This window comes from Pseudomonas fluorescens (assembly GCF_001307155.1).
Classification (GTDB): Bacteria; Pseudomonadota; Gammaproteobacteria; order Pseudomonadales; family Pseudomonadaceae; genus Aquipseudomonas; species Aquipseudomonas helvetica.
Genome location: NZ_CP012830.1, coordinates 68,301 through 88,587 on the forward strand (window position 1 = coordinate 68,301; position 20,287 = coordinate 88,587).

Consider the following 20,287-nt stretch of genomic DNA (forward strand, 5'->3'; position numbering starts at 1 on the left):
AATCACTCATAACGTAGCGCCTCCGCAGGCTGGGTGCGCGCAGCACGCCAGGCTGGATAAAGGGTGGCGAGGAAACTCAGGACCAACGCCGCGCCGCAGACCATCAACACGTCTTCAGCCATCAGTTGCGACGGCAGGTAGTCGATGAAGTACACGTCGGCGTTAAGGAATTTGTGCCCGATCAGGCCTTCGAGGGCGGAAATCGCGGCGCTGACATTCAGTGCGGCGAACATGCCGACCACGGCGCCGATCGCCGTGCCGACCACACCGATCACCGTGCCCTGGACCATGAAGATCGCCATGATCTGGCCCGGCGTGGAACCAAGGGTCCGCAGGATCGCGATATCGCCCTTCTTGTCGTTCACCACCATCACCAGCGTCGAAATGATGTTGAACGCGGCCACCGCAACGATCAGCAGCAACAACAGGCCGATCATGGCTTTTTCCATGCGGATCGCCTGATACAGGTTGCCGTGGGTGCGGGTCCAGTCACGGGCGTAGTAATGGTCTCCGTCCAGGTTTTGCGCAATGTTCCAAGCGGTGCGAGGCGCCTGGAACAAATCGTCGAACTTCAGTCGCAAGCCCTGGACCTGATCCGGCTTCCAGCGATGCAGGCGCGCCAGGTCATCCAGATTGGTCAGCCCCAGGTAGCCGTCCAGCTCACCGGCGCCGACATGGAAAATGCCGACCACGGTGAAGCGCTTCATCCGCGGGAACATCCCGGCCGGGGTCACGGTGACCTCCGGGGCGACGAAGGTCAGCTTGTCGCCGAGACCCACGCCGAGCTTGGTCGCGGCCTTGTCACCGATCACGATGCCGAAGCTGCCCGGCGACAGGTCGTCGAGTTTGCCCTGCGTCATGAAGTTGTCGATGATCGAGACTTTGCGCTCCTGATCCGGGTCGACGGCATTGAGCAGGACTTTCTGCACCTGGCCGTTGTTGGTCAGCAAACCCTGCATCTGGGTGAACGGCGCAACCGCCACCACCTGCGGGTTCTGCTGGACCTTGGCGGCCAGGCTTTGCCAGTCGCTGATGGGCTCACCGGACTCGATGGTCGCGTGGGGCACCATGCCCAGCACGCGGGTGCGCATCTCATGATCGAAGCCGTTCATCACCGACAGCACCACGATCATCACGACCACGCCGAGGGCGAGTCCGATCATCGAAGTCAGGGAAATGAACGACACAAAATGATTGCGACGCTTTGCACGGGTATAACGCGTGCCGATAAATACGAAGAGAGGTCTGAACATGTCGGGGCTTGTTCGGAGGGAAAAGGAACGTCCTTGTGGCGGGGGTCGATAACCAGCTTTACACTCAGACCACCGCCGCTACCATGGGTTCGCCATGTCGACATTAGATGAAGAAGATCGCCGCGAATACTACCGTATCGAGGACACGATCGCACTGGAAATTCGGCCCCTGTCTGCCCTCGAAGCGGCAGGTCAGGAAGTGTTGCAGGATGCTTCCCCGCTGTTCAACCTGCTCAGCGAACTGCACCTGAGCGAATTCGAGTCGCAGCACTTGCTGCGCCAGATCAGTGAGCGGGATCGAAACACCGCCAACTATCTGAAGGTCATGAACAAGCGCATCGACCTGCTGAGCCAGGTCGTGGCACACACCGTGCTCGGCAAGTTCGGTGAGCCGCAGCACGTGGTGCTGTCGGAAGGAGGCATCGAGTTCGAGCACCACCTCGCCTACCCGACCGGCAGCCATCTGGCGATCAAGCTGTTGTTGATGCCGCAAGCACTGGGCCTGCTGTTGCGGGCCAAGGTTACTCACTGTGAACCGGAAAGCTTCGGCACCTTCGAGATTGGCACCGAATTCGAAGCCCTGACCGATGCGCAACGACAGCTGCTGGCCCGCTATATCTTGCAGAAACAGGCGCATGAGCGACGCCTGGCACGCGAGCAAAACGAATCAGGCAATTAATTAAGGAAGACCCGTGACCCTAATCTACGGCCACCGCGGCGCCAAAGGCGAAGCACCGGAAAACACCCTGAGCAGTTTCCAGGAATGCCTCAAGCACGGCGTACGCCGTTGCGAACTGGACCTGCACCTGTCCATGGACGGCGAGTTGATGGTCATCCACGACCCGACGCTCAAGCGCACCACCGAGCGTCGCGGCAAGGTGGTCGAGCATACGGCGGCAGAACTGGTGACCTACGATGCGCGCAAGGGTGGTCCGGGCTGGATCAAGCCCTGCCCGATTCCACGGCTGGAAGAGCTGTTCGAAAAGTGCGATTTCGAGCACTGGCAGTTAGAGGTCAAGAGCGCGTCGCGTATGCGCGCGGCGACGACGGTGTTGGCGATCCGCGAAATGGCGCAACGCTTTGGCTTGCTGGACAAGGTCACCATCACCTCGAGTTCGCGCGAAGTGCTGAAGGCCGCAGTCGATCTGGTGCCGGATGTGTCGCGTGGGCTGGTCGCCGAATATGCCTGGCTCGATCCGCTGAAGGTCGCGCAAAGTTATGGCTGTGAGATTCTGGCGCTGAACTGGACCCTGTGTACGCCGGAACGCCTGCAGAAGGCGCAGCGACAAGGCCTGCATGTGTCGGTATGGACAGTCAACGAACCTGCGCTGATGCGCAGGCTCGCTGATTTCGGCGTTGACAGCCTGATTACAGACTTTCCCGGTTTGGCCAGCGCCACGCTCGAGAATTGCTGAAATCGGTCTCCCCGGCCGGCTCAGGCCACCGGCCGGAGCCGCTCAAAAAAGCCGGTTGAGGCCGTCGTAGGCCGCTACCCGATAGGCTTCGGCCATGGTCGGGTAGTTGAACGTGGTGTTGACGAAGTACTTCAACGTGTTCTGTTCACCCGGCTGGTTCATGATCGCCTGACCGATGTGGACGATCTCCGATGCCTGGTAACCGAAGCAATGCACTCCGAGCACTTCCAGTGTCTCGCGGTGGAACAGGATCTTCAGCATGCCTTGCGGCTCGCCGGCAATCTGCGCACGCGCCATGCCCTTGAAGAACGCCTTGCCGACTTCGTACGGCACTTTGGCCTGGGTCAGCTCTTGCTCGTTCTTGCCGATCGAGCTGATCTCCGGAATGGTGTAGATCCCGGTCGGTACGTCGTTGACGAAACGCCAGCTGTTGTTATCGACAATGCTGCCAGCAGCCGAACGCCCTTGGTCGTGGGCGGCACTGGCCAGGCTCGGCCAGCCAATTACGTCGCCTGCGCCGTAGATGTTCTGGATGCAGGTGCGATAGTTCTGGTCAACTTCGATCTGGCCACGGCTGTTGACCTTCACGCCGATGTTTTCCAGACCCAACGCATCGGTATTACCGGTACGGCCGTTGCACCAGAGCAAGGCGTCGGCCTTGATCTTCTTGCCGGACTTGAGGTGCAGGATCACCCCGTTGTCCACGCCTTCAACGCGATCGTAATCTTCGTTGTGACGCACGGTGATGTTGTTGTTGCTGAAGTGGTAGCTCAGTGCCTGGGAGATTTCCGAGTCGAGGAAGCTCAGCAGCTGACCGCGGTTGTCCACCAGTTCGACCAGCACGCCCAGACCACTGAAGATCGACGCGTATTCGCAACCAATCACGCCGGCGCCGTAAACGATGAGTTTACGCGGGGTGTGGCCGAGGCTGAGGATGGTGTCGCTATCGTAGATACGCGGGTGGTGAAAATCGATGTCGGCCGGGCGATACGGACGCGAACCGGTGGCGATGATGATGTGCTTGGCCACCAGTTTTTCGACCACGCCGTTGGCGCAGACCACTTCGATGGTTTGCTCGTCAGCGAAGCTGCCGGTGCCGAAGAACAGGTCGACCCTATTGCGCGCGTAGTAACCGGTGCGCGAGGCGACTTGTTTGGCAATGACTTTTTCGGCGCTTTTCAGTACGTCCGGAAACGAGAACCAGCGCGGCTCACCAATGGCCCGGAACATCGGGTTGGTGTTGAACTGCATGATCTGCCGGACCGAGTGACGCAAGGCCTTGGACGGGATAGTGCCAAGGTGGGTGCAGTTGCCGCCGACCTGGCGACGACTATCGACCATCGCCACTTTGCGCCCTGCTTTGGCGGCGTTCATTGCCGCGCCTTCTCCCGCCGGGCCGGAACCCAACACCACCACGTCGTAGTTGTAGACAGCCATGCGTACTCCTCAGAACAGGCCGCGGCACCCCGTTGGCACCTGCGGCTAAATCATGCCGGTCTTGCGGCATGAAGGAACAATTTGGGGTCAGTCGAGAACCCGGACACAGTCTATAGAAGCGTCAACGCCGCGCACATTAACCCTTGGTCGCGTCGTAGGCTAGTTTTGCCTGCACTACAACGCCAACCGTGAGTGTCCATCACACCGTATTTACTTGGCTTTTTCGGCACTCAGGCGGTCAAAAGCCTGACTGGTTCGCGTGACAAAGCCTGTATCGGCTCGAATCACAAAAAATGCACCGATGTCATGTTTTTCGGCGTAGTCCCAACCGCGCTCGGGGCCAAGAATCAGCAACAGCGTCGATAAGCCATCGGCCATCAGCGTCGAAGGATTAATCACCGTGACGGACGCCAGGGTATGAGTGATCGGCGCGCCGGTTCGGGCATCGAACGTGTGGGAATAGCGCCGGCCATCCTGCATGAAGTAATTGCGGTAGTCGCCTGAGGTCGAAACACCGTTGCCGTCCAGCGCGATCACCCGCTCGACAACCTGCTGGTCATCGCGCGGTTCCTCCAGTGCAATCTTCCAGGGCGACCCGTCGAGTTTCTTGCCAACGGCCTTGAGTTCGCCGGTGGCATCGGCGATGAAGCTGTCGATACCCATTTCCTGCAACTTCGCAGCGATCCTGTCGACGGCGTACCCGGCGCCAATGCTGCCGAAGTCAACCTCGACCGGCGCGTCCTTGCATAGCTGATCGCCTTCAATCCGCAGATGCGTATAACCGACGCGTTGTCGGGCCAAAGCCAAGGCTTCGGCGCTTGGGATTTTTTCATCGCGCGATTGTGGGCCGAACCCCCAAAGGTTCAGCAGCGGCTCCACCGTCAGGTCGTAGGAACCGGCGCTCGTCTCTGAGAGTTGTTCGCCCACCTTGACCAACTGCAAGACCGGCGCCGGCATTGGCTGACAGCTATTGGCCGGTAAACCATTGAATCGCTCGATGTCGGAATCACTGCGGTAGGTCGACAGCTGCCGGTCGATCTCGGCCAGAATCGACTCGACCTGTTTCTGCACCTCGACCGGCCCGGGAGTCCCCGGATGGCGGATGTATTTGACCGAATACGTGCTGCCCATGGTCGGGCCGCCAAAGCTTTCCAGGGTGTCGCTGTTACCGCAGCCTGACAAGGCGCCAACAAGCACCAAGAAAACACCCGATCGCCAGTTCAACAACGCGCACTCCTCCCCAAAGAGTTCCCCCCGACAGAACGCCAAGGCCCGCCATTATGCGATAGAACTGCGGGAGAGGGCTGGCTCATGGCTATAACGTTTAAGCAGCACGCTAACTATTGGTTGCCTACCGTTCCTCTTACACATATCGTTACAAAACTGTTCGAGGCACCGGCACAGACCAGACCCGTCAGTAAGGATGTTTCAAGACCAGGGATTTCTAATAAGACAGCCAAAGTGAGTAAGATCAAATGGCCTCGACTACGGGCAAGGGCAAAGCGATATTTCGCGTTGTCAGCGGCAACTTCCTAGAGATGTTCGACTTCATGGTCTACGGCTTCTATGCCACGGCCATCGCCAAAACCTTCTTCCCTGCCGACAGTGCTTTCGCTTCCCTGATGTTGTCACTGGCCACCTTCGGTGCCGGCTTCCTCATGCGCCCACTCGGTGCAATTTTTCTCGGCGCCTACATCGACCGTCACGGCCGTCGCAAAGGTTTGATCATCACCCTCGCGCTGATGGCTGCCGGCACCGTGTTGATTGCCTGTGTGCCGGGTTATGCGACCCTTGGTGTCGCTGCACCGCTGATCGTGCTGTTCGGCCGTTTGCTGCAAGGCTTCTCGGCCGGCGTGGAACTGGGCGGTGTGTCGGTTTACCTGGCAGAAATCTCGACACCTGGCCGTAAGGGCTTTTTCGTCAGTTGGCAGTCCGCCAGCCAACAAGCAGCGGTGGTGTTTGCCGGTTTGCTGGGTGTGGGCCTCAACCACTGGCTGAGCCCCGAGCAAATGGGTGATTGGGGCTGGCGCGTGCCGTTCCTGGTCGGCTGCATGATCGTTCCGGCGATTTTCATCATTCGTCGTTCGCTGGAAGAAACCCCTGAATTCCAGGCGCGTAAACATCGCCCAAGTCTGAGAGACATCGTCCGCTCGATCAGTCAGAACTTCGGCATCGTGCTGGCCGGCATGGCGCTGGTGGTGATGACCACCGTGTCGTTCTACCTGATCACCGCCTACACCCCGACGTTCGGTAAAGCCGAGCTGCACCTGTCGGACTTCGACGCGTTGCTGGTCACCGTGTGCATCGGCCTGTCGAACTTCTTCTGGCTGCCGGTGATGGGTGCGCTGTCCGACAAGATCGGCCGTAAACCGCTGCTGCTGGCGGCGACCATTCTGGCGATCCTGACGGCTTACCCGGCGCTGTCCTGGCTGGTCGCCAACCCGAGCTTCAGCCATCTGCTGATCGTCGAGTTGTGGTTGTCGTTCCTCTATGGCTCGTACAACGGCGCCATGGTGGTGGCCCTGACCGAAATCATGCCGATTGAAGTCCGCACCACCGGTTTCTCCCTGGCTTACAGCCTGGCGACTGCAACCTTTGGCGGCTTCACCCCGGCGGCCTGTACTTACCTGATCCACGTGCTGGACAACAAGGCCGCACCGGGTATCTGGTTGAGCGGCGCAGCGGTACTTGGCTTGATCGCAACGCTGGTGCTGTTCCGTGGCAACCGGCATGAACTGCGCACCGCGCAGGCTGCTGTGGTCGGCGGCACCCGCTAAATCGCATCGCTGGCAAGCCATGCTCCTACAGGATTTCGGTCAGATTCTGAATCTGTGACCGACACAAGACCTGTAGGGGCAAGGCTTGCCCGCGAAGAGCCGCGCCAGAACGCCACAGATTATCGGTTCGCCATTTTCACCGACTGACTCCAGCCCCCGCCCAGCGCCTTATACAAGTCCACCTGATTGATCTCCCGCGCCAGCTCCATTTGCGTCAGCTTCTGCTGCGCGTCGAATAACGAACGCTGCGCGTCCATCGTCGAAAAGTAGCTGTCCATCCCCGCCTCGAAACGCAATCGGGATTGTCGGTAGGCTGCTTGATAATCCGCCACCAGACGCTTCTGATAGTCGACCTGGGTAAGCATCTCCTGGCGGGCGTTGAGGGCATTGGCGGCTTCGCGGAAAGCGTTCTGCACCGTGGCTTCATACGCCGCCGTCTGCCCATTGAACCGCGCATGGCTGGCGTCCACCTGCGCCTTTCGCGCACCGCCGTCGATCAGGGTCAACGACCCCGCCAGAGCCACCGACCAGAACTCGGCCGGCGCACTCAACAATCGCGAAAAGTCACCGGTCAGGCCGCCTACTGCCGAGGTCAGCGAAAAGGTCGGGAAATAAGCGCTGCGGGCTGCGCCGATGTCCGCATTGGTAGCTCGCAACAAGGCTTCGGCGGCCATGATGTCGGGCCGCCGCGCAACCAGTGACGACGGCAACCCGGCGGGCACATCGGCGGTTGCCAACTGCTCACCCAGCACGCCAGTGGGCAACAACCCAACCGGCACCGGCTGCCCGACCAACACCTGCAGCGCATTCATGTTCTGCGCCACCTGCATGCGGTACGTGTTGATCTGAACCGCCGCCGTGTTGGTTTGCGCATCCGCCTGGTGAACATCGATTTGAGCACTGGAGCCCAGGTTGTAGCTCTTGCGCAACAACTCACCGTAGTGGTCCTGGGACTTGTAGGTGTTTTGTGCGAGGTCGAGCAGATTCTGATTGGCCTTGAGGCTAAGCCAGGTGCTGGCCACTTCACCGATCAACGCCAGGCGAGCCGTCTGATAGTCCGCCTCGGTCGCCTCGAAGCGTGCGCCTGCGGCGTTTCGCTGACTGCGGATGCGCCCGAACAGGTCCAACTCGTAAGACGTGAAGCCACCGCTGGCCTGAAAGGTGTTGGACGTGCTGCCTGAACTGACGCCGCCTCCCTGCGTCCTGACCTGTGACGGAAACTTGCTGCGGCCGGCGTAGGTGTTGAGTCCGATGGAGGGAAACAGCCCGGATTCGGCACCGGCGTACCCTGCCCTCGCCTCCTCGACGCCCGCCTCGAACTGACGCAGGCTGCGATTGTTCTTCAAGGACAGGTCGATCAGCTGGCGCAGTCGGTCATCGAGCACGAAGCCGTGCCAATCCTTGTCGAACGCCTGCTTGGCGCTGCAACAGTCACTGGCCGAACTGGCTGGCCATTGCTGATCGATCGGTGCCTCCGGTTTCTCGTATTTGGGTTCCAGAGAACAACCGCCGAGCAATAACAGCGACATGAAACATGAGGTGGATAAGCGTCTGTTCATGAGGCGCACCTACAAACGTTGGCCGAGCAAGGCTCGTAACGGAGTGAGAAGGAAAGCCCAAAGACCTGAGCGGGTGGTGCTGATTTGCGGCAGTGGTTGCTGACGCGAACGGAAGCTGATCGGGCGTAAACCAGGCAGTGAGCTGTAGGACGGCGCCTTGACCGGCCGCCGCGAACGCGGCGCCGTGCGCTTTTCGCCGAGCAACGAACGCCGCAACAAGGTGCCGAAAGCCAGGCCTGGCTCAGCCTTGCCGACCACGTTGATCGGCGCCTCACTGAACAGCCGCGCGATCAGCCGGCGCCGAAGCGTTTCGTCAAGGTCGATGAACTTCAAGCCCAAACGGTCCTCGCCGTGATGACGCATGACCTCGATATCCAGCCAGCCGAGCTTATTGATCCACACCTGCCCCCGCAGCCCGGGCTTGATCAATGACGCAACGGCACAGGAAATGGAGGCGCCACTCAGCGAAATATCCACCAGTTGGCCCGCCAGGGTTTTGCCGGCGAAGCGCAACCCACTGGGTTTATCGAAAGGAAAGCGCTCTTCGCCGTGCAAGCGCGGCCGGTCAACACACGCCACCAGGGTGGCCAGGTTGTAGATCAGCGCGACCACCGTCCAGCACAGGTTGAACAGCATATTGCCGTCGAACGCAGCCGCGTTGCTGATGGTGATGTAAGCGCCTATTTGCGAGAACAGTGTCAGCGCAAAAAAGAACCCGAACAACTTCCAGTGGACCGTTGTGCGTGAACGATCCAGGCCCTTTGCCGTGACCTTGAAGGGTCGCCCGAACGGCCGGACCATGGCGCTGATGATCGTCGCTGTCACCGCCAGTGAGGCGACGATTTGGGTGACCTCGGTAAAAATCGGCAAGGTACGCCGGTCAGTGACCCACGTCCCGTAGCCCCAGAATGCAATCAACGCCGGCATGCCGAAGGCCATGAAATCCGCCGGATGGGCGTAGAACCCGGCAATACCGAAATACCAATACAACACCGGCGACACCAGCATCATCAGAATGAATGGCTTGGAGAACCAGTGCATCAAGCCATGCACGAAGTGCAACCGTTCATTGAGTGAGTAGCCACGACCGCGCAAGGGGCCCTCTTTGAGCAGCGCGACCTGGATCGTCCCCAGGCACCAGCGCCCACGCTGATTGATGTACTCGGTCAACCCCTCGGCGGACAAACCGATCGACAGTCGTTCATTCAACCAGCGGGTGACGTAGCCTTTTTGCTGCAGACGGCAGCTGGTGTAGATGTCTTCGCAGACCGAACCCGTCGGAAAGCCACCCATTTCAGTGATCAGATCACGCCGCACAACAAACGAAGTGCCCACGCAAAACGCGGTATCCCAACCATCCTTGGCCGGCTGGTAGACGTCGAAGAACACTCGCTGCTCATCGACCCAGCAGCTGGATGAACCGAGGTTGTGCTGAATCGGATCGGGGTTGTAGTAGAACTGCGGCGTCTGCACCAGGCCGACCTTGGGATCGTCGAACAATCCCAGGGTGCGCATCAGGATCGGCTGCTGCGGGGCGAAGTCGGCGTCGAGCACCAGTATGTACGGCGCATTGCTGCTGGCCGCCGACAGACGCAGGCCGTTGTTCAGGTTACCGGCCTTGGCGTGGGAATTGTCGGGACGTCGGGCGTATTGCACACCGACCTCGGCGCAATAGTCGCGCAACCAGTCGCGGCGGGTATCGTCGAGCACCCAGATGGTCACGTTGGGGTAGTCGATCGCCTGGGCGGCGATGATGGTTTTTTCCAGGATATCCAGGCCTTCGTTGTAGGTGGCGATAAACACATCCACCGCCGGCACCGAGCGGCCCTGGGCACGCAAGCGTTGCTCCCCGGCATCGGCACTGGCGTGGTGATCCGAGCGACAGAGCAGGACGATGATCGAAAACAGCGTGTAACCGATCGCCAGCATTTCGAAAAACAGGAACGCGTAAGCCCAGACCGAGGCAAATCCTGCGTGTCCATCGGGCAAGGTGTCGCGAATCCGCCAGGCCACGTAATTGATCAACAACAGCGCGGTCAAGGCTCCGAAACCGGCACGTGCCATCCATTGATCACGGTGCGTCAGGCAGGTGAACAGAATCACCGCGACCACGGTCCAGAAATTGATTTGCACAAGTTGCAGCGTGTCCAGTGCCTGCATGTCAGTCAGCCTCTTGAAAACCGGTAAAGGGGTTGATGCCGGTAGCAGCGATCGCGGCCCATGCTGTAGCGCCCAAGTGAGGCAGGTGGTAATAGAAAAAGTCGTTGGTTGTTGAGTCCGGGCCGATCGCCAACCCGGTACTGATACGCGGTGCGGGTGTTGCAAACAGCCAGCCATTGCCGGCCTGTTGGGCCAGCAACACATTCCACAACGGCTGCGCCTTTTCCTTCATACCGCTCAAGCTCGCCACGGCGGCGGTTTGCGCGGTGCCTTCGGTCCATAAACCGTCCGGGTCGCGGTTGAAGCCATACCCGGCACCCGAGCGGTGCGCCTGATCGATAAACGTGAAGACACGCCGCCAGTCCGCAGGAGGATCACTCAAGGCGATCAAGGGCCAGATCTGCGCGTCCAGTCCTGAACGCTGGCGATCCGAGGTTCGACCATCCTTCCCGGTACCAATCAGAAAGCGCCCTTCCCCGGCGTCCCACTGACTCGACACGAATTGCCGGGCAATCTGCGCCTGGTGCGCCGAGCCCGGGTCGGGCGCAGCCGTGTTGAGTGCCGACCAGGCTGCCGCCAGGTCGACGTTATGTTCGGTGGACTTCCAGGTCTGCTGGATCTGCTTGGGGAAATACCCGTAGTAACCGCCGCTGAAACCCTCGGGGGCCTGTCCGTCATAAGTGTTTTTCCCGGACCACTGCAACACTTTGCGAGCGGCCTCCAGGTAAGAGGAATCACCGCTCTGGCGCAACGCCTCCAACAACGCCAACGCGGCCCAGGCCTGATTGCCGGTGGCACTGCTGACCTGATAGGCGTCCTGATTCCAGGCATTGCGCTCTACGCTCCAATAACCCGGCAGGCGCATCGACGACGAACCCACCGGGCCTGCCGCGTAGGCGTTGCGCAAGCGTCCATCCTGATATTCCGGGTCGTGGGTCGTGGCGAAGGCCAGCGCATCGGCAATCCGTCGCGCCGACTCGGCTTTACCACAGGCAAACAAGGCGATGCTGGCCAAGGCGTTGTCGTAGGTGAACGCAACCCCACGCAACGCCTGGATTGGCGCCGGCTGACCGTCCAGCGGCGGGTAACTGGCCAGCAACACCGGCCCCGCCGCTTGCGATTGCACCGCGTGATCCAGCGCTGCACACGTCATCGCCGCCAGTTGCGGCCTGGCTTGCGCTGCCAGCGCAGATCCGCCGCTGCTCATCAGCATCACCCCGATCAGGCCCGGCAGCCACGGCCATTGCACAACGTTGCGCGGACTCATCAGTGAGATACCTCGGCGCTGGCCCACAGCCCTGGATTGCAGGTCATGGCGCGCTGGCTGTCGGTGAGGTCATCGGCAAAAGTACCGACGACGTACACCGAGTTCTGCTCGGCATACGGGAAAGGAACGCTGTAGCTGTTAGGGCGAATATCCTTAGTGCTGGATAACAACTGCACGACATTGGCCTTGAGCGGTTCGTCCAGGCCATGGATTCTCACCGTCAGGACACTGTCGTGATCAATCTTGCTGGCCACGCGTTCCGGAAACACCGCGACGACATAGCTTTCTTTGCAGTTGGTGGCGCGCAGCAAAGTCGACCCGGCTTGCACCACCGTCCCTTGGGGCGCCAACAGCTCTTGAACCGTGCCGGACGAATACGCCGTGACCTCATAGCCAGCCGTCAACTTGACCCGGTTCTGTTCGGTTTCGATCAGGTGGTTGAGATTGTCGAGTTCGCGTTGATAGGTCTCGCGATTGCGGGCCTGATTTTCCAGGCTCAGTTTCAGGGTGGTCATCTGCGCGCTGAGGTCGAACATGCGCAACTGATCAGGGTCAAGGTAGACCTGCTTATTGGCAGCATTGACATCACCGTCATTGATTCGCAGCTGTGAACGGACGGATTCTGCCGCCCCCTCCAACGAGGCCAACTTGGCTTTCGAGGCGGCGACGACCGCGCCACTGACCGCCCCTTGAGTGAACAACTCGAGGTTGCGATCGAGGGTTTCCTGTGCGTCCGTCAAGCGGGCGCTGGCGGCAGTGCTCTCGGCCTTCAGCGCACGTTGTGCATAGAGCTGACGAGTATGAAACGCCGATTGATAGCGCTGACTGGTTTTCTCCAACTCGTCGTAATACTGCTGGTCGTGCTCGGCCTGGCTAGCCGATGACGATAGCTCCTGCTCCAGAGTCAAACGCCGGGTTTGCAGGGTCAACAACGTCTCCTGGTTAGCCCGCGGGTTTTCAACCACCGCAATCTTCTGGCCCTGGGTAAAAGTCGAGCCGGGCTTGACCTCAAGCGAATTCACCACCCCCTCGATGGGTGTCGTCAGCAGAATGACCGGTGCATTCAAAATTGCCCGTGTCGCCGATGTCGACACCAGCGGCATCAGCAACGTCGAGAGCAACAGCCAGATGATAAATACCAGGACACCCAAGCCCACCAGACGCGGCAACAGGGACCATGAAAAAAACCTTGAGCGTTCTTCTGCCATGTTTAATTCTCCCAATAAGCCATGAATACACGGCTATATGTCAGCACTGCGCAGCCGTCATGCCCGATTAGAACGTAACCGCAAAACACATTAAGCAGGATCAACGAAAGCGGATCATCAACTCCCCGGACAGCAATAAAGCCAGCACGGTTTATTTAGATTCAGTGTGATGTGAGCAGGAATAAGTTCCCTGTCTTTTTGGAGTATTAGTTGCCATCATGACGCACATTAAAACGCCACCATCTTTAAAACAGCACCGCCAAAGTTGTGCCAAAGTTTTGAAAGTTACCGTGAGTACTTGCCCGACAATACAGGCAATTTGCTGCCACCCAACCCCGGCCGGTGCCGGAGCTGCCAGGGGGAGACACTAATTTCAGCACCCATCGCTGTCAAGCATCGAGCCATTCAATAAAATGGCGTCAATTATTGAACACACCCTGTATTGGATCCACATAAAGCAAGTAACAACACTCCCCCACTGCAACTGCTTATTTTATTTGAGGATTTTTTTATTATTGAATTTTTATAGCGATAACCTGTCGAGATTTACAGCGTTCTGATCTGGCACATATCAAGAATAAAACGATATAACTACAACGCACTGACCGGACATAGCGGATGACGCATGAACACGTCTAATTTAATAGATGATGTCTAATGGCTCCTTATAATGAACCGCTGCACATGAAAACGCCCCGACAAGTCGGGGCGTTTTCATGTGCAGCCAGGGCTTAGCGCGGCAACGCTGGAGAGTTCACATCGGCCGCCACTCAATCCTCCGTCAGCGAAGATTAATCCAGTTCACTCAGGATCCGATGCGCCAGGCGCACCCGGGGTTCGTTGGGGTAGCTCTTGTTGGCCAGCACCACAATGCCAAACTTCTTCTCGGGGACGAAGGCCACATAAGCAGAGAACCCACCGGTCGCCCCCGTCTTGTTGATCCAGACTGCCTCCCGTGGTGCCAGGGGCGGGTTTAATGCCGTAACGACATGACTGTCGTAAATCATCTTGTCGGCGTTGCCTTCAACCAGTGCACTCAGTTGCACCGGGTAGTCGTACTGCTCCCAAATCAGGTCTTGAGTCATTGGACCTAGCTGGAAATAGCCCTTGTGCGTCTCCATCAGTGCGCGACCGAGTTTTGCTTCGACCTTCGCAACGCCCAGATTGGCCTCGACAAAGCGAATCAGGTCCGTGGAGCTGGTTTTTACCGAGTAGGCCTCGTCACCCAGCACACCCGGATTCAACCGGACCGGGACATCCTGCTTGTTGTAACCCTGAGCATAGAGCGACAGCTTGCTCGCCGGGATGTTGATGAAGCTGTTGGGCATTCCGAGTGCCGGGAAGAGTCGCTGTTCCAGCGCCACCGCGAACGGCATCTTCATGCTGATTGCGGTAATCATGCCTAGCGCCCCGATGCTGGGGTTGGCATAGGTTCGTTGAGCACCCGGCGCATACGTCGGCTGCCACGCCTTGAAGTAGTCCATCAGCTGTTGGTTGTTCTGTACCTGATCAGGCACCTGCAAGGGGAAGCCGCCTGCGGTATGGGTCGCCAGGTTGATCAGCGTCGCTTTATCGAACGGGCTACCCGCAAGCTCAGGCAGGTACTTGCCGGGGTGGTCAGTAAGAGAAAGCTGACCGTTGACCTCGGCGTAGGTCGCCAGGGTGACTGTGAAGGTTTTGCTGATGGAGCCGATTTCAAACAGCGTATCGCTCGTGACCTTCTGTTGTGTTTCCTTTGAGGCCACGCCGAAGTTGTAGAACTGCTGCTTGCCATTAGCAGTCACCGCAATGGCCAGGCCGGGAATGTTGTACTGCTGCATGACCGCTTGGGCGGCATCTTGCACGATGCTGTCGATATCCGAGCGCTGGGCATTCGCCATGGCGAGGTTGCCGAAAGAGACGGTGCTGGCCAGCAATAGCAATGCTGCGCAAGGCTTTGCGATAAAACGCATACAAGTGGTCCTCAGGTCTTTTTGATCGCGGGCAAACCTATCACTTTGATACGACGGCTCCGGAAGCGATTTATCACAAAATATTTCGCCGACTCCGTAGGCCAGCCAGGCAAGCCACACAAACAAAAACGCCCCGACAAGTCGGGGCGTTTTCAGGTGCGGCTAAGGCTTAGCGCGGGAATGCTGGCGGGTTTACACCGGCCATGTCTTCCATCACGCGAACCACCTGGCAGCTGTAACCGAATTCGTTGTCGTACCAAACGTACAGAACAACGCGGTTGTCTTGGCTGATGGTTGCTTCAGCGTCCACAACACCTGCGTGGCGCGAGCCAACGAAGTCGGTCGAAACCACTTCCTGCGAGTTGACGAAGTCGATTTGCTTATGCAGATCGGAGTGCAGCGCCATGTAGCGCAGGTACTCGTTCATCTCTTCACGGGTGGCGGCTTTCTCAAGGTTCAGGTTGAGGATTGCCATCGACACGTTCGGCGTTGGAACACGGATCGCGTTACCGGTCAGCTTGCCGGCCAGCTCAGGCAGGGCCTTGGCAGCAGCAGTGGCAGCACCGGTCTCGGTGATTACCATGTTCAGCGCGGCGCTACGACCACGGCGATCGCCTTTGTGGAAGTTGTCGATCAGGTTCTGGTCGTTGGTGTACGAGTGAACCGTTTCAACGTGACCGTTGATGATGCCGAACTTGTCGTTCACAGCCTTGAGCACCGGCACGATGGCGTTGGTGGTGCAGGAGGCGGCGGAAACGATCTTGTCGTCAGCGGTGATTTCACCGTGGTTGATGCCGTGAACGATGTTCTTCAGCTTGCCTTTGCCAGGCGCGGTCAGAACAACGCGGTCGATGCCCGGGCAAGCCAGGTGCTGGCCCAGGCCCTCGGCGTCACGCCATACACCGGTGTTGTCCACCAACAGAGCGTCTTTGATGCCGTACTGGGTGTAGTCCACTTCAGTCGGGTTCTTCGCGTAGATAACCTGGATCAGGTTACCGTTGGCGGTGATGGTGTTGTTGGCTTCGTCGATGGTGATGGTGCCGTTGAACGGACCATGAACCGAATCGCGACGCAGCAGGCTGGCGCGTTTGATCAGGTCGTTTTCAGCGCCTTTGCGCACAACGATGGCACGCAGACGCAGGCCGTCGCCACCGCCGGTTTTTTCAATCAGGATGCGCGCCAGCAGACGGCCGATACGACCGAAGCCGTACAGTACAACGTCAGTGCCTTTGCGTGCGGAAGCGTTCTGCTGGCCTACAACGTCGGCCAGTTCTTCACGGACGAACTGCTCGGCAGTGCGGCCTTTGCCTTCGGCCTTGAACTTGACCGCCAGCTTGCCCAGGTCTACCGAAGCGGCGCCGAGCTTGAGCTCGCTCATCGCTTTGAGCAGTGGGAATGTTTCGTGAACGGACAGTTCGGCGTCATCGGACTGACGATGGCGAGCAAAGCGGTGAGCTTTGAGAATCGCGATGACAGACTGGTTGATCAGGCTGCGGCCATAGATCGAGCTCACCACGTTGTTATTGCGGTAAAGCTGACCGATAAGCGGAATCATCGCTTCTGCGAGTGCTTCACGGTCGATCCATTCACCAAGACACTGGTCGGGCTTCTGAGTCACGGGAACCTTCCACATGTAGGGGCTGAAAAAAGGGGCTACATTATGCCGCCGAGTCGTCTGCGGAGCAATGCACGCCTATCGCAACATGCTTTTCCTTTCGTCGGCGGTAGTCTGCAACTGACAGCCGGCACCTTCGCCCGCTACAATTACCGACTTTGTCGCAACGCTGGAGCTCAACCTTCCGTGCCCGTCCTGCGTCTACCGCTTCTCCCTGCCGCGGCAGGTAAACAGCACTGGGGCAACCTGCCCGGTGCCGCCCTGAGCCTGGCCATTGCCGAGGCCGCCAGCGCTGCCAAGCGCTTTACCCTGCTACTGACCGCCGACAGCCAAAGTGCCGAACGGCTGGAACAGGAGCTGAGTTTCTTCGCCCCCGATTTGCCGGTGCTGCATTTCCCGGACTGGGAAACCCTGCCTTACGACCTGTTCTCGCCGCACCAGGACATTATATCCCAGCGCATCGCCAGCCTGTATCGGCTGCCCGAGCTGAGCCATGGCGTTTTGGTAGTGCCGATCACCACCGCCCTACATCGCCTGGCCCCCACCAAGTTCCTGCTCGGCAGCAGCCTGGTGCTGGACATCGGTCAGAAGCTCGACGTCGAGCAAATGCGCACGCGACTGGAAGCCAGCGGCTATCGCTGTGTCGACACGGTTTATGAACACGGCGAATTCGCGGTACGTGGCGCGCTGATCGACCTGTTCCCGATGGGCAGCAAACTGCCCTACCGCATCGACCTGTTCGATGACGAAATCGAGACCCTGCGTACCTTCGACCCAGAAAACCAGCGCTCCATCGACAAGGTCGAATCGGTCCGACTGCTGCCCGCCAAAGAATTTCCGCTGCAAAAAGAAGCCGTGACCCGCTTCAAGGCACGCTTTCGCGAGCGCTTCGATGTCGATTTCCGCCGCTGCCCGATCTTCCAGGACCTGAGCAGCGGGATTACACCGGCCGGTATCGAGTACTACCTGCCGCTGTTCTTCGATGAAACCTCGACGCTGTTCGACTACCTGCCGCAGGACACCCAGGTGTTCTCCCTGCCGGGCATCGAACAGGCGGCGGAGAATTTCTGGAACGACGTGCGCAACCGCTACGAAGAGCGCCGCGTCGATCCATCCCGGCCATTGTTGCCGCCGGCCGAGTTGTTCCTTCCGGTGGAAGACTGCTTCGCACGTCTCAAGAACTGGCCACGCGTGGTCGCCAGCCAGCAAGACGTCGAAACCGGTGTCGGCCGCGAACGTTTTCCCGCTACACCGCTGCCGAACCTGGCCATCGAAGCCAAGGCCAACCAGCCGCTGCAAGCGCTGTCGAATTTCCTTGATGGGTTTTCCGGGCGCGTGCTGTTTACCGCCGAGTCGGCCGGTCGCCGCGAAGTACTGCTGGAACTGCTGGAACGCCTGAAGCTGCGGCCGAAAACCGTCGACAGCTGGCCGGATTTCGTCGCTAGCAAAGAGCGCCTGGCGATCACCATCGCACCGCTGGACGAAGGCCTGGTGCTGGACAATCCAGCCCTGGCATTGATTGCTGAAAGTCCGTTGTTCGGTCAGCGAGTGATGCAGCGCCGTCGTCGCGAGAAACGCGCCGATGCCAATAACGATGCAGTGATCAAAAACCTCACCGAGCTGCGCGAAGGCGCGCCGGTGGTGCATATCGATCATGGCGTTGGCCGTTATCTGGGCCTCGCGACCCTGGAAATCGAAAACCAGGCCGCCGAGTTCCTGACCCTCGAATACGCCGAGGGCGCCAAGCTTTATGTGCCGGTGGCCAACCTGCATTTGATCGCTCGCTACACCGGCAGCGACGATGCACTGGCGCCGCTGCATCGCCTCGGCTCCGAGACCTGGCAAAAAGCCAAACGCAAAGCCGCTGAACAGGTGCGTGACGTCGCCGCTGAACTGCTCGACATCTATGCTCGCCGCGCGGCTCGCGAAGGTTATGCCTTTGCCGATCCGAAAGCCGATTACGCAACCTTCAGCGCCGGCTTCCCGTTCGAAGAAACCCCGGACCAGCAAACCACCATCGACGCGGTGCGTGAAGACATGCTCGCGCCGAGACCAATGGACCGACTGGTCTGCGGCGACGTCGGTTTCGGCAAGACCGAAGTGGCGATGCGTGCGGCATTCATTGCCGTGCACGGCGGCCGTCAGGTCGCGATTCTGGTGCCGACCACCCTGCTCGCCCAGCAACACTACAACAGCTTCCGCGACCGCTTCGCCGACTGGCCAGTGACCGTGGAAGTGATGAGCCGCTTCAAGTCGACCAAGGAAGTGAATGCCGCCGTTGCCGACCTCGCCGAAGGCAAGATCGACATCGTCATCGGCACGCACAAGCTGCTGCAAGACGACGTAAAGATCAAAAACCTCGGGCTGGTGATCATCGACGAAGAACACCGCTTTGGTGTGCGTCAGAAGGAACAGCTCAAGGCCCTGCGCAGCGAAGTCGACATCCTGACCCTGACCGCCACGCCGATTCCGCGCACGCTGAACATGGCAGTGTCGGGCATGCGTGATCTGTCGATCATCGCCACGCCACCAGCGCGACGTTTGTCGGTGCGCACCTTCGTCATGGAACAGAACAAGAGCACGGTCAAAGAGGCCCTGCTCCGTGAGTTGCTGCGTGGCGGCCAGGTCTATTACCTGCACAACGATGTGAAAACCATCGAGAAATGTGCCGCCGATCTCGCCGAGCTGGTGCCGGAAGCACGGATCGGCATCGGTCATGGGCAGATGCGCGAGCGCGAACTCGAACAGGTGATGAGCGACTTCTATCACAAGCGCTTCAATGTGCTGATCGCCTCGACCATCATCGAGACCGGCATTGACGTGCCGAGCGCCAACACCATCATCATCGAGCGTGCCGACAAGTTCGGCCTGGCCCAGTTGCACCAATTGCGTGGTCGCGTCGGTCGCAGCCACCACCAGGCTTACGCCTACCTGCTGACACCGCCGCGCCAACAGATCACGCCAGACGCGGAAAAACGCCTGGAAGCGATCGCCAATACCCAGGACCTCGGCGCGGGCTTCGTGCTGGCCACCAACGACCTGGAAATCCGTGGCGCCGGCGAACTGCTGGGCGACGGTCAGAGCGGGCAGATCCAGGCCGTCGGGTTCACCCTGTACATGGAAATGCTCGAACGCGCGGTTAAATCCATCCGCAAGGGCGAGCAGCCAAACCTTGATCAACCGCTGGGTGGCGGTCCGGAAATCAACCTGCGCTTGCCAGCGTTGATCCCGGAAGACTACCTGCCGGACGTCCACGCACGACTGATCCTCTACAAACGCATCGCGTCGGCAACCGACGAGGATGGCCTCAAGGACCTGCAAGTGGAGATGATCGACCGCTTCGGCCTGCTGCCGGAGCCGACCAAGAACCTGGTGCGCATGACCTTGCTGAAACTGCAGGCCGAGCAACTGGGGATCAAGAAAGTCGACGGCGGCCCGCAAGGCGGTCGTATCGAGTTCGGCGCACAAACGCCGGTCGATCCGCTGGTGCTGATCAAGCTGATCCAGGGTCAACCCAAACGCTACAAATTCGAAGGCGCCACGATGTTCAAATTCATGGTGCCAATGGAGCGCCCGGAAGAGCGCTTTAATACAGTGGAGGCGCTGTTTGAGCACCTCACTCCAAAATCTGCTTGAAGGACGCC

General features: G+C 59.3%; 13 protein-coding genes. 4 read left to right on the top strand and 9 right to left on the bottom strand.

Features of this window, described 5'->3' with window-relative positions; all coding sequences use genetic code 11:
* Positions 1-2: 2 nt before the first annotated feature.
* Positions 3-1,253: a lipoprotein-releasing ABC transporter permease subunit gene (locus tag AO353_RS00375; RefSeq protein WP_054593170.1), complete on the bottom strand. Its 1,251-nt coding sequence runs from the start codon at positions 1,251-1,253 to the stop codon at positions 3-5.
* A gap of 94 nt (positions 1,254-1,347) precedes the next feature.
* Here AO353_RS00375 and AO353_RS00380 point away from each other — a divergent pair, with 94 nt between their 5' ends.
* A complete protein-coding gene (locus AO353_RS00380) occupies positions 1,348-1,932 on the top strand; it encodes a PilZ domain-containing protein (RefSeq protein WP_054593171.1) in 585 nt (194 codons plus the stop codon).
* A gap of 13 nt (positions 1,933-1,945) precedes the next feature.
* Positions 1,946-2,668, top strand: coding sequence for a glycerophosphodiester phosphodiesterase (locus tag AO353_RS00385; RefSeq protein ID WP_054593172.1), 723 nt, complete (start codon positions 1,946-1,948; stop codon positions 2,666-2,668).
* A gap of 42 nt (positions 2,669-2,710) precedes the next feature.
* Here the strand turns inward: AO353_RS00385 and sthA are convergent, their stop codons facing one another.
* Together sthA and AO353_RS00395 are read right to left on the bottom strand one after the other, a co-directional pair.
* Entirely contained in the window at positions 2,711-4,105 is a 1,395-nt protein-coding gene (gene sthA / locus AO353_RS00390) for a Si-specific NAD(P)(+) transhydrogenase (protein ID WP_054593173.1), read from the bottom strand.
* Positions 4,106-4,315: 210 nt separating this feature from the next.
* Positions 4,316-5,302, bottom strand: a complete 987-nt coding sequence (locus AO353_RS00395; protein WP_054598143.1) for an FAD:protein FMN transferase — start codon at positions 5,300-5,302, stop codon at positions 4,316-4,318.
* A 278-nt stretch (positions 5,303-5,580) separates the two neighbouring features.
* Here AO353_RS00395 and AO353_RS00400 point away from each other — a divergent pair, with 278 nt between their 5' ends.
* Positions 5,581-6,882, top strand: coding sequence for an MFS transporter (locus AO353_RS00400; RefSeq protein WP_054593174.1), 1,302 nt, complete (start codon positions 5,581-5,583; stop codon positions 6,880-6,882).
* 119 nt (positions 6,883-7,001) lie between these two features.
* Here the strand turns inward: AO353_RS00400 and AO353_RS00405 are convergent, their stop codons facing one another.
* The 6 genes from AO353_RS00405 to AO353_RS00430 form a co-directional block, all read right to left on the bottom strand.
* On the bottom strand, positions 7,002-8,441 hold the full coding sequence (locus AO353_RS00405) for an efflux transporter outer membrane subunit (RefSeq protein WP_054593175.1): 1,440 nt from the start codon (positions 8,439-8,441) through the stop codon (positions 7,002-7,004).
* A 9-nt stretch (positions 8,442-8,450) separates the two neighbouring features.
* A complete protein-coding gene (locus AO353_RS00410; RefSeq protein WP_054593176.1) occupies positions 8,451-10,601 on the bottom strand; it encodes a glycosyltransferase family 2 protein in 2,151 nt (716 codons plus the stop codon).
* Between the two features lies 1 nt (position 10,602).
* Entirely contained in the window at positions 10,603-11,868 is a 1,266-nt protein-coding gene (locus AO353_RS00415) for a hypothetical protein (RefSeq protein WP_054593177.1), read from the bottom strand.
* On the bottom strand, positions 11,868-13,076 hold the full coding sequence (locus tag AO353_RS00420) for an HlyD family secretion protein (protein WP_054593178.1): 1,209 nt from the start codon (positions 13,074-13,076) through the stop codon (positions 11,868-11,870). Before AO353_RS00420 ends, AO353_RS00415 begins: the two co-directional genes overlap by 1 nt.
* Before the next feature lie 791 nt (positions 13,077-13,867).
* Complete coding sequence (gene ampC / locus AO353_RS00425; RefSeq protein ID WP_054593179.1) at positions 13,868-15,028, bottom strand: class C beta-lactamase; 1,161 nt, start codon at positions 15,026-15,028, stop codon at positions 13,868-13,870.
* Positions 15,029-15,197: 169 nt separating this feature from the next.
* The gene (locus AO353_RS00430; protein ID WP_054593180.1) at positions 15,198-16,661 is read right to left on the bottom strand and encodes a glyceraldehyde-3-phosphate dehydrogenase; all 1,464 of its coding nucleotides are present in this window, start codon (positions 16,659-16,661) and stop codon (positions 15,198-15,200) included.
* Positions 16,662-16,829: 168 nt separating this feature from the next.
* Between AO353_RS00430 and mfd the strand changes: the two genes are divergently transcribed.
* Entirely contained in the window at positions 16,830-20,279 is a 3,450-nt protein-coding gene (mfd, locus tag AO353_RS00435) for a transcription-repair coupling factor (RefSeq protein ID WP_054593181.1), read from the top strand.
* The last annotated feature ends 8 nt before the right edge of the window (positions 20,280-20,287 follow it).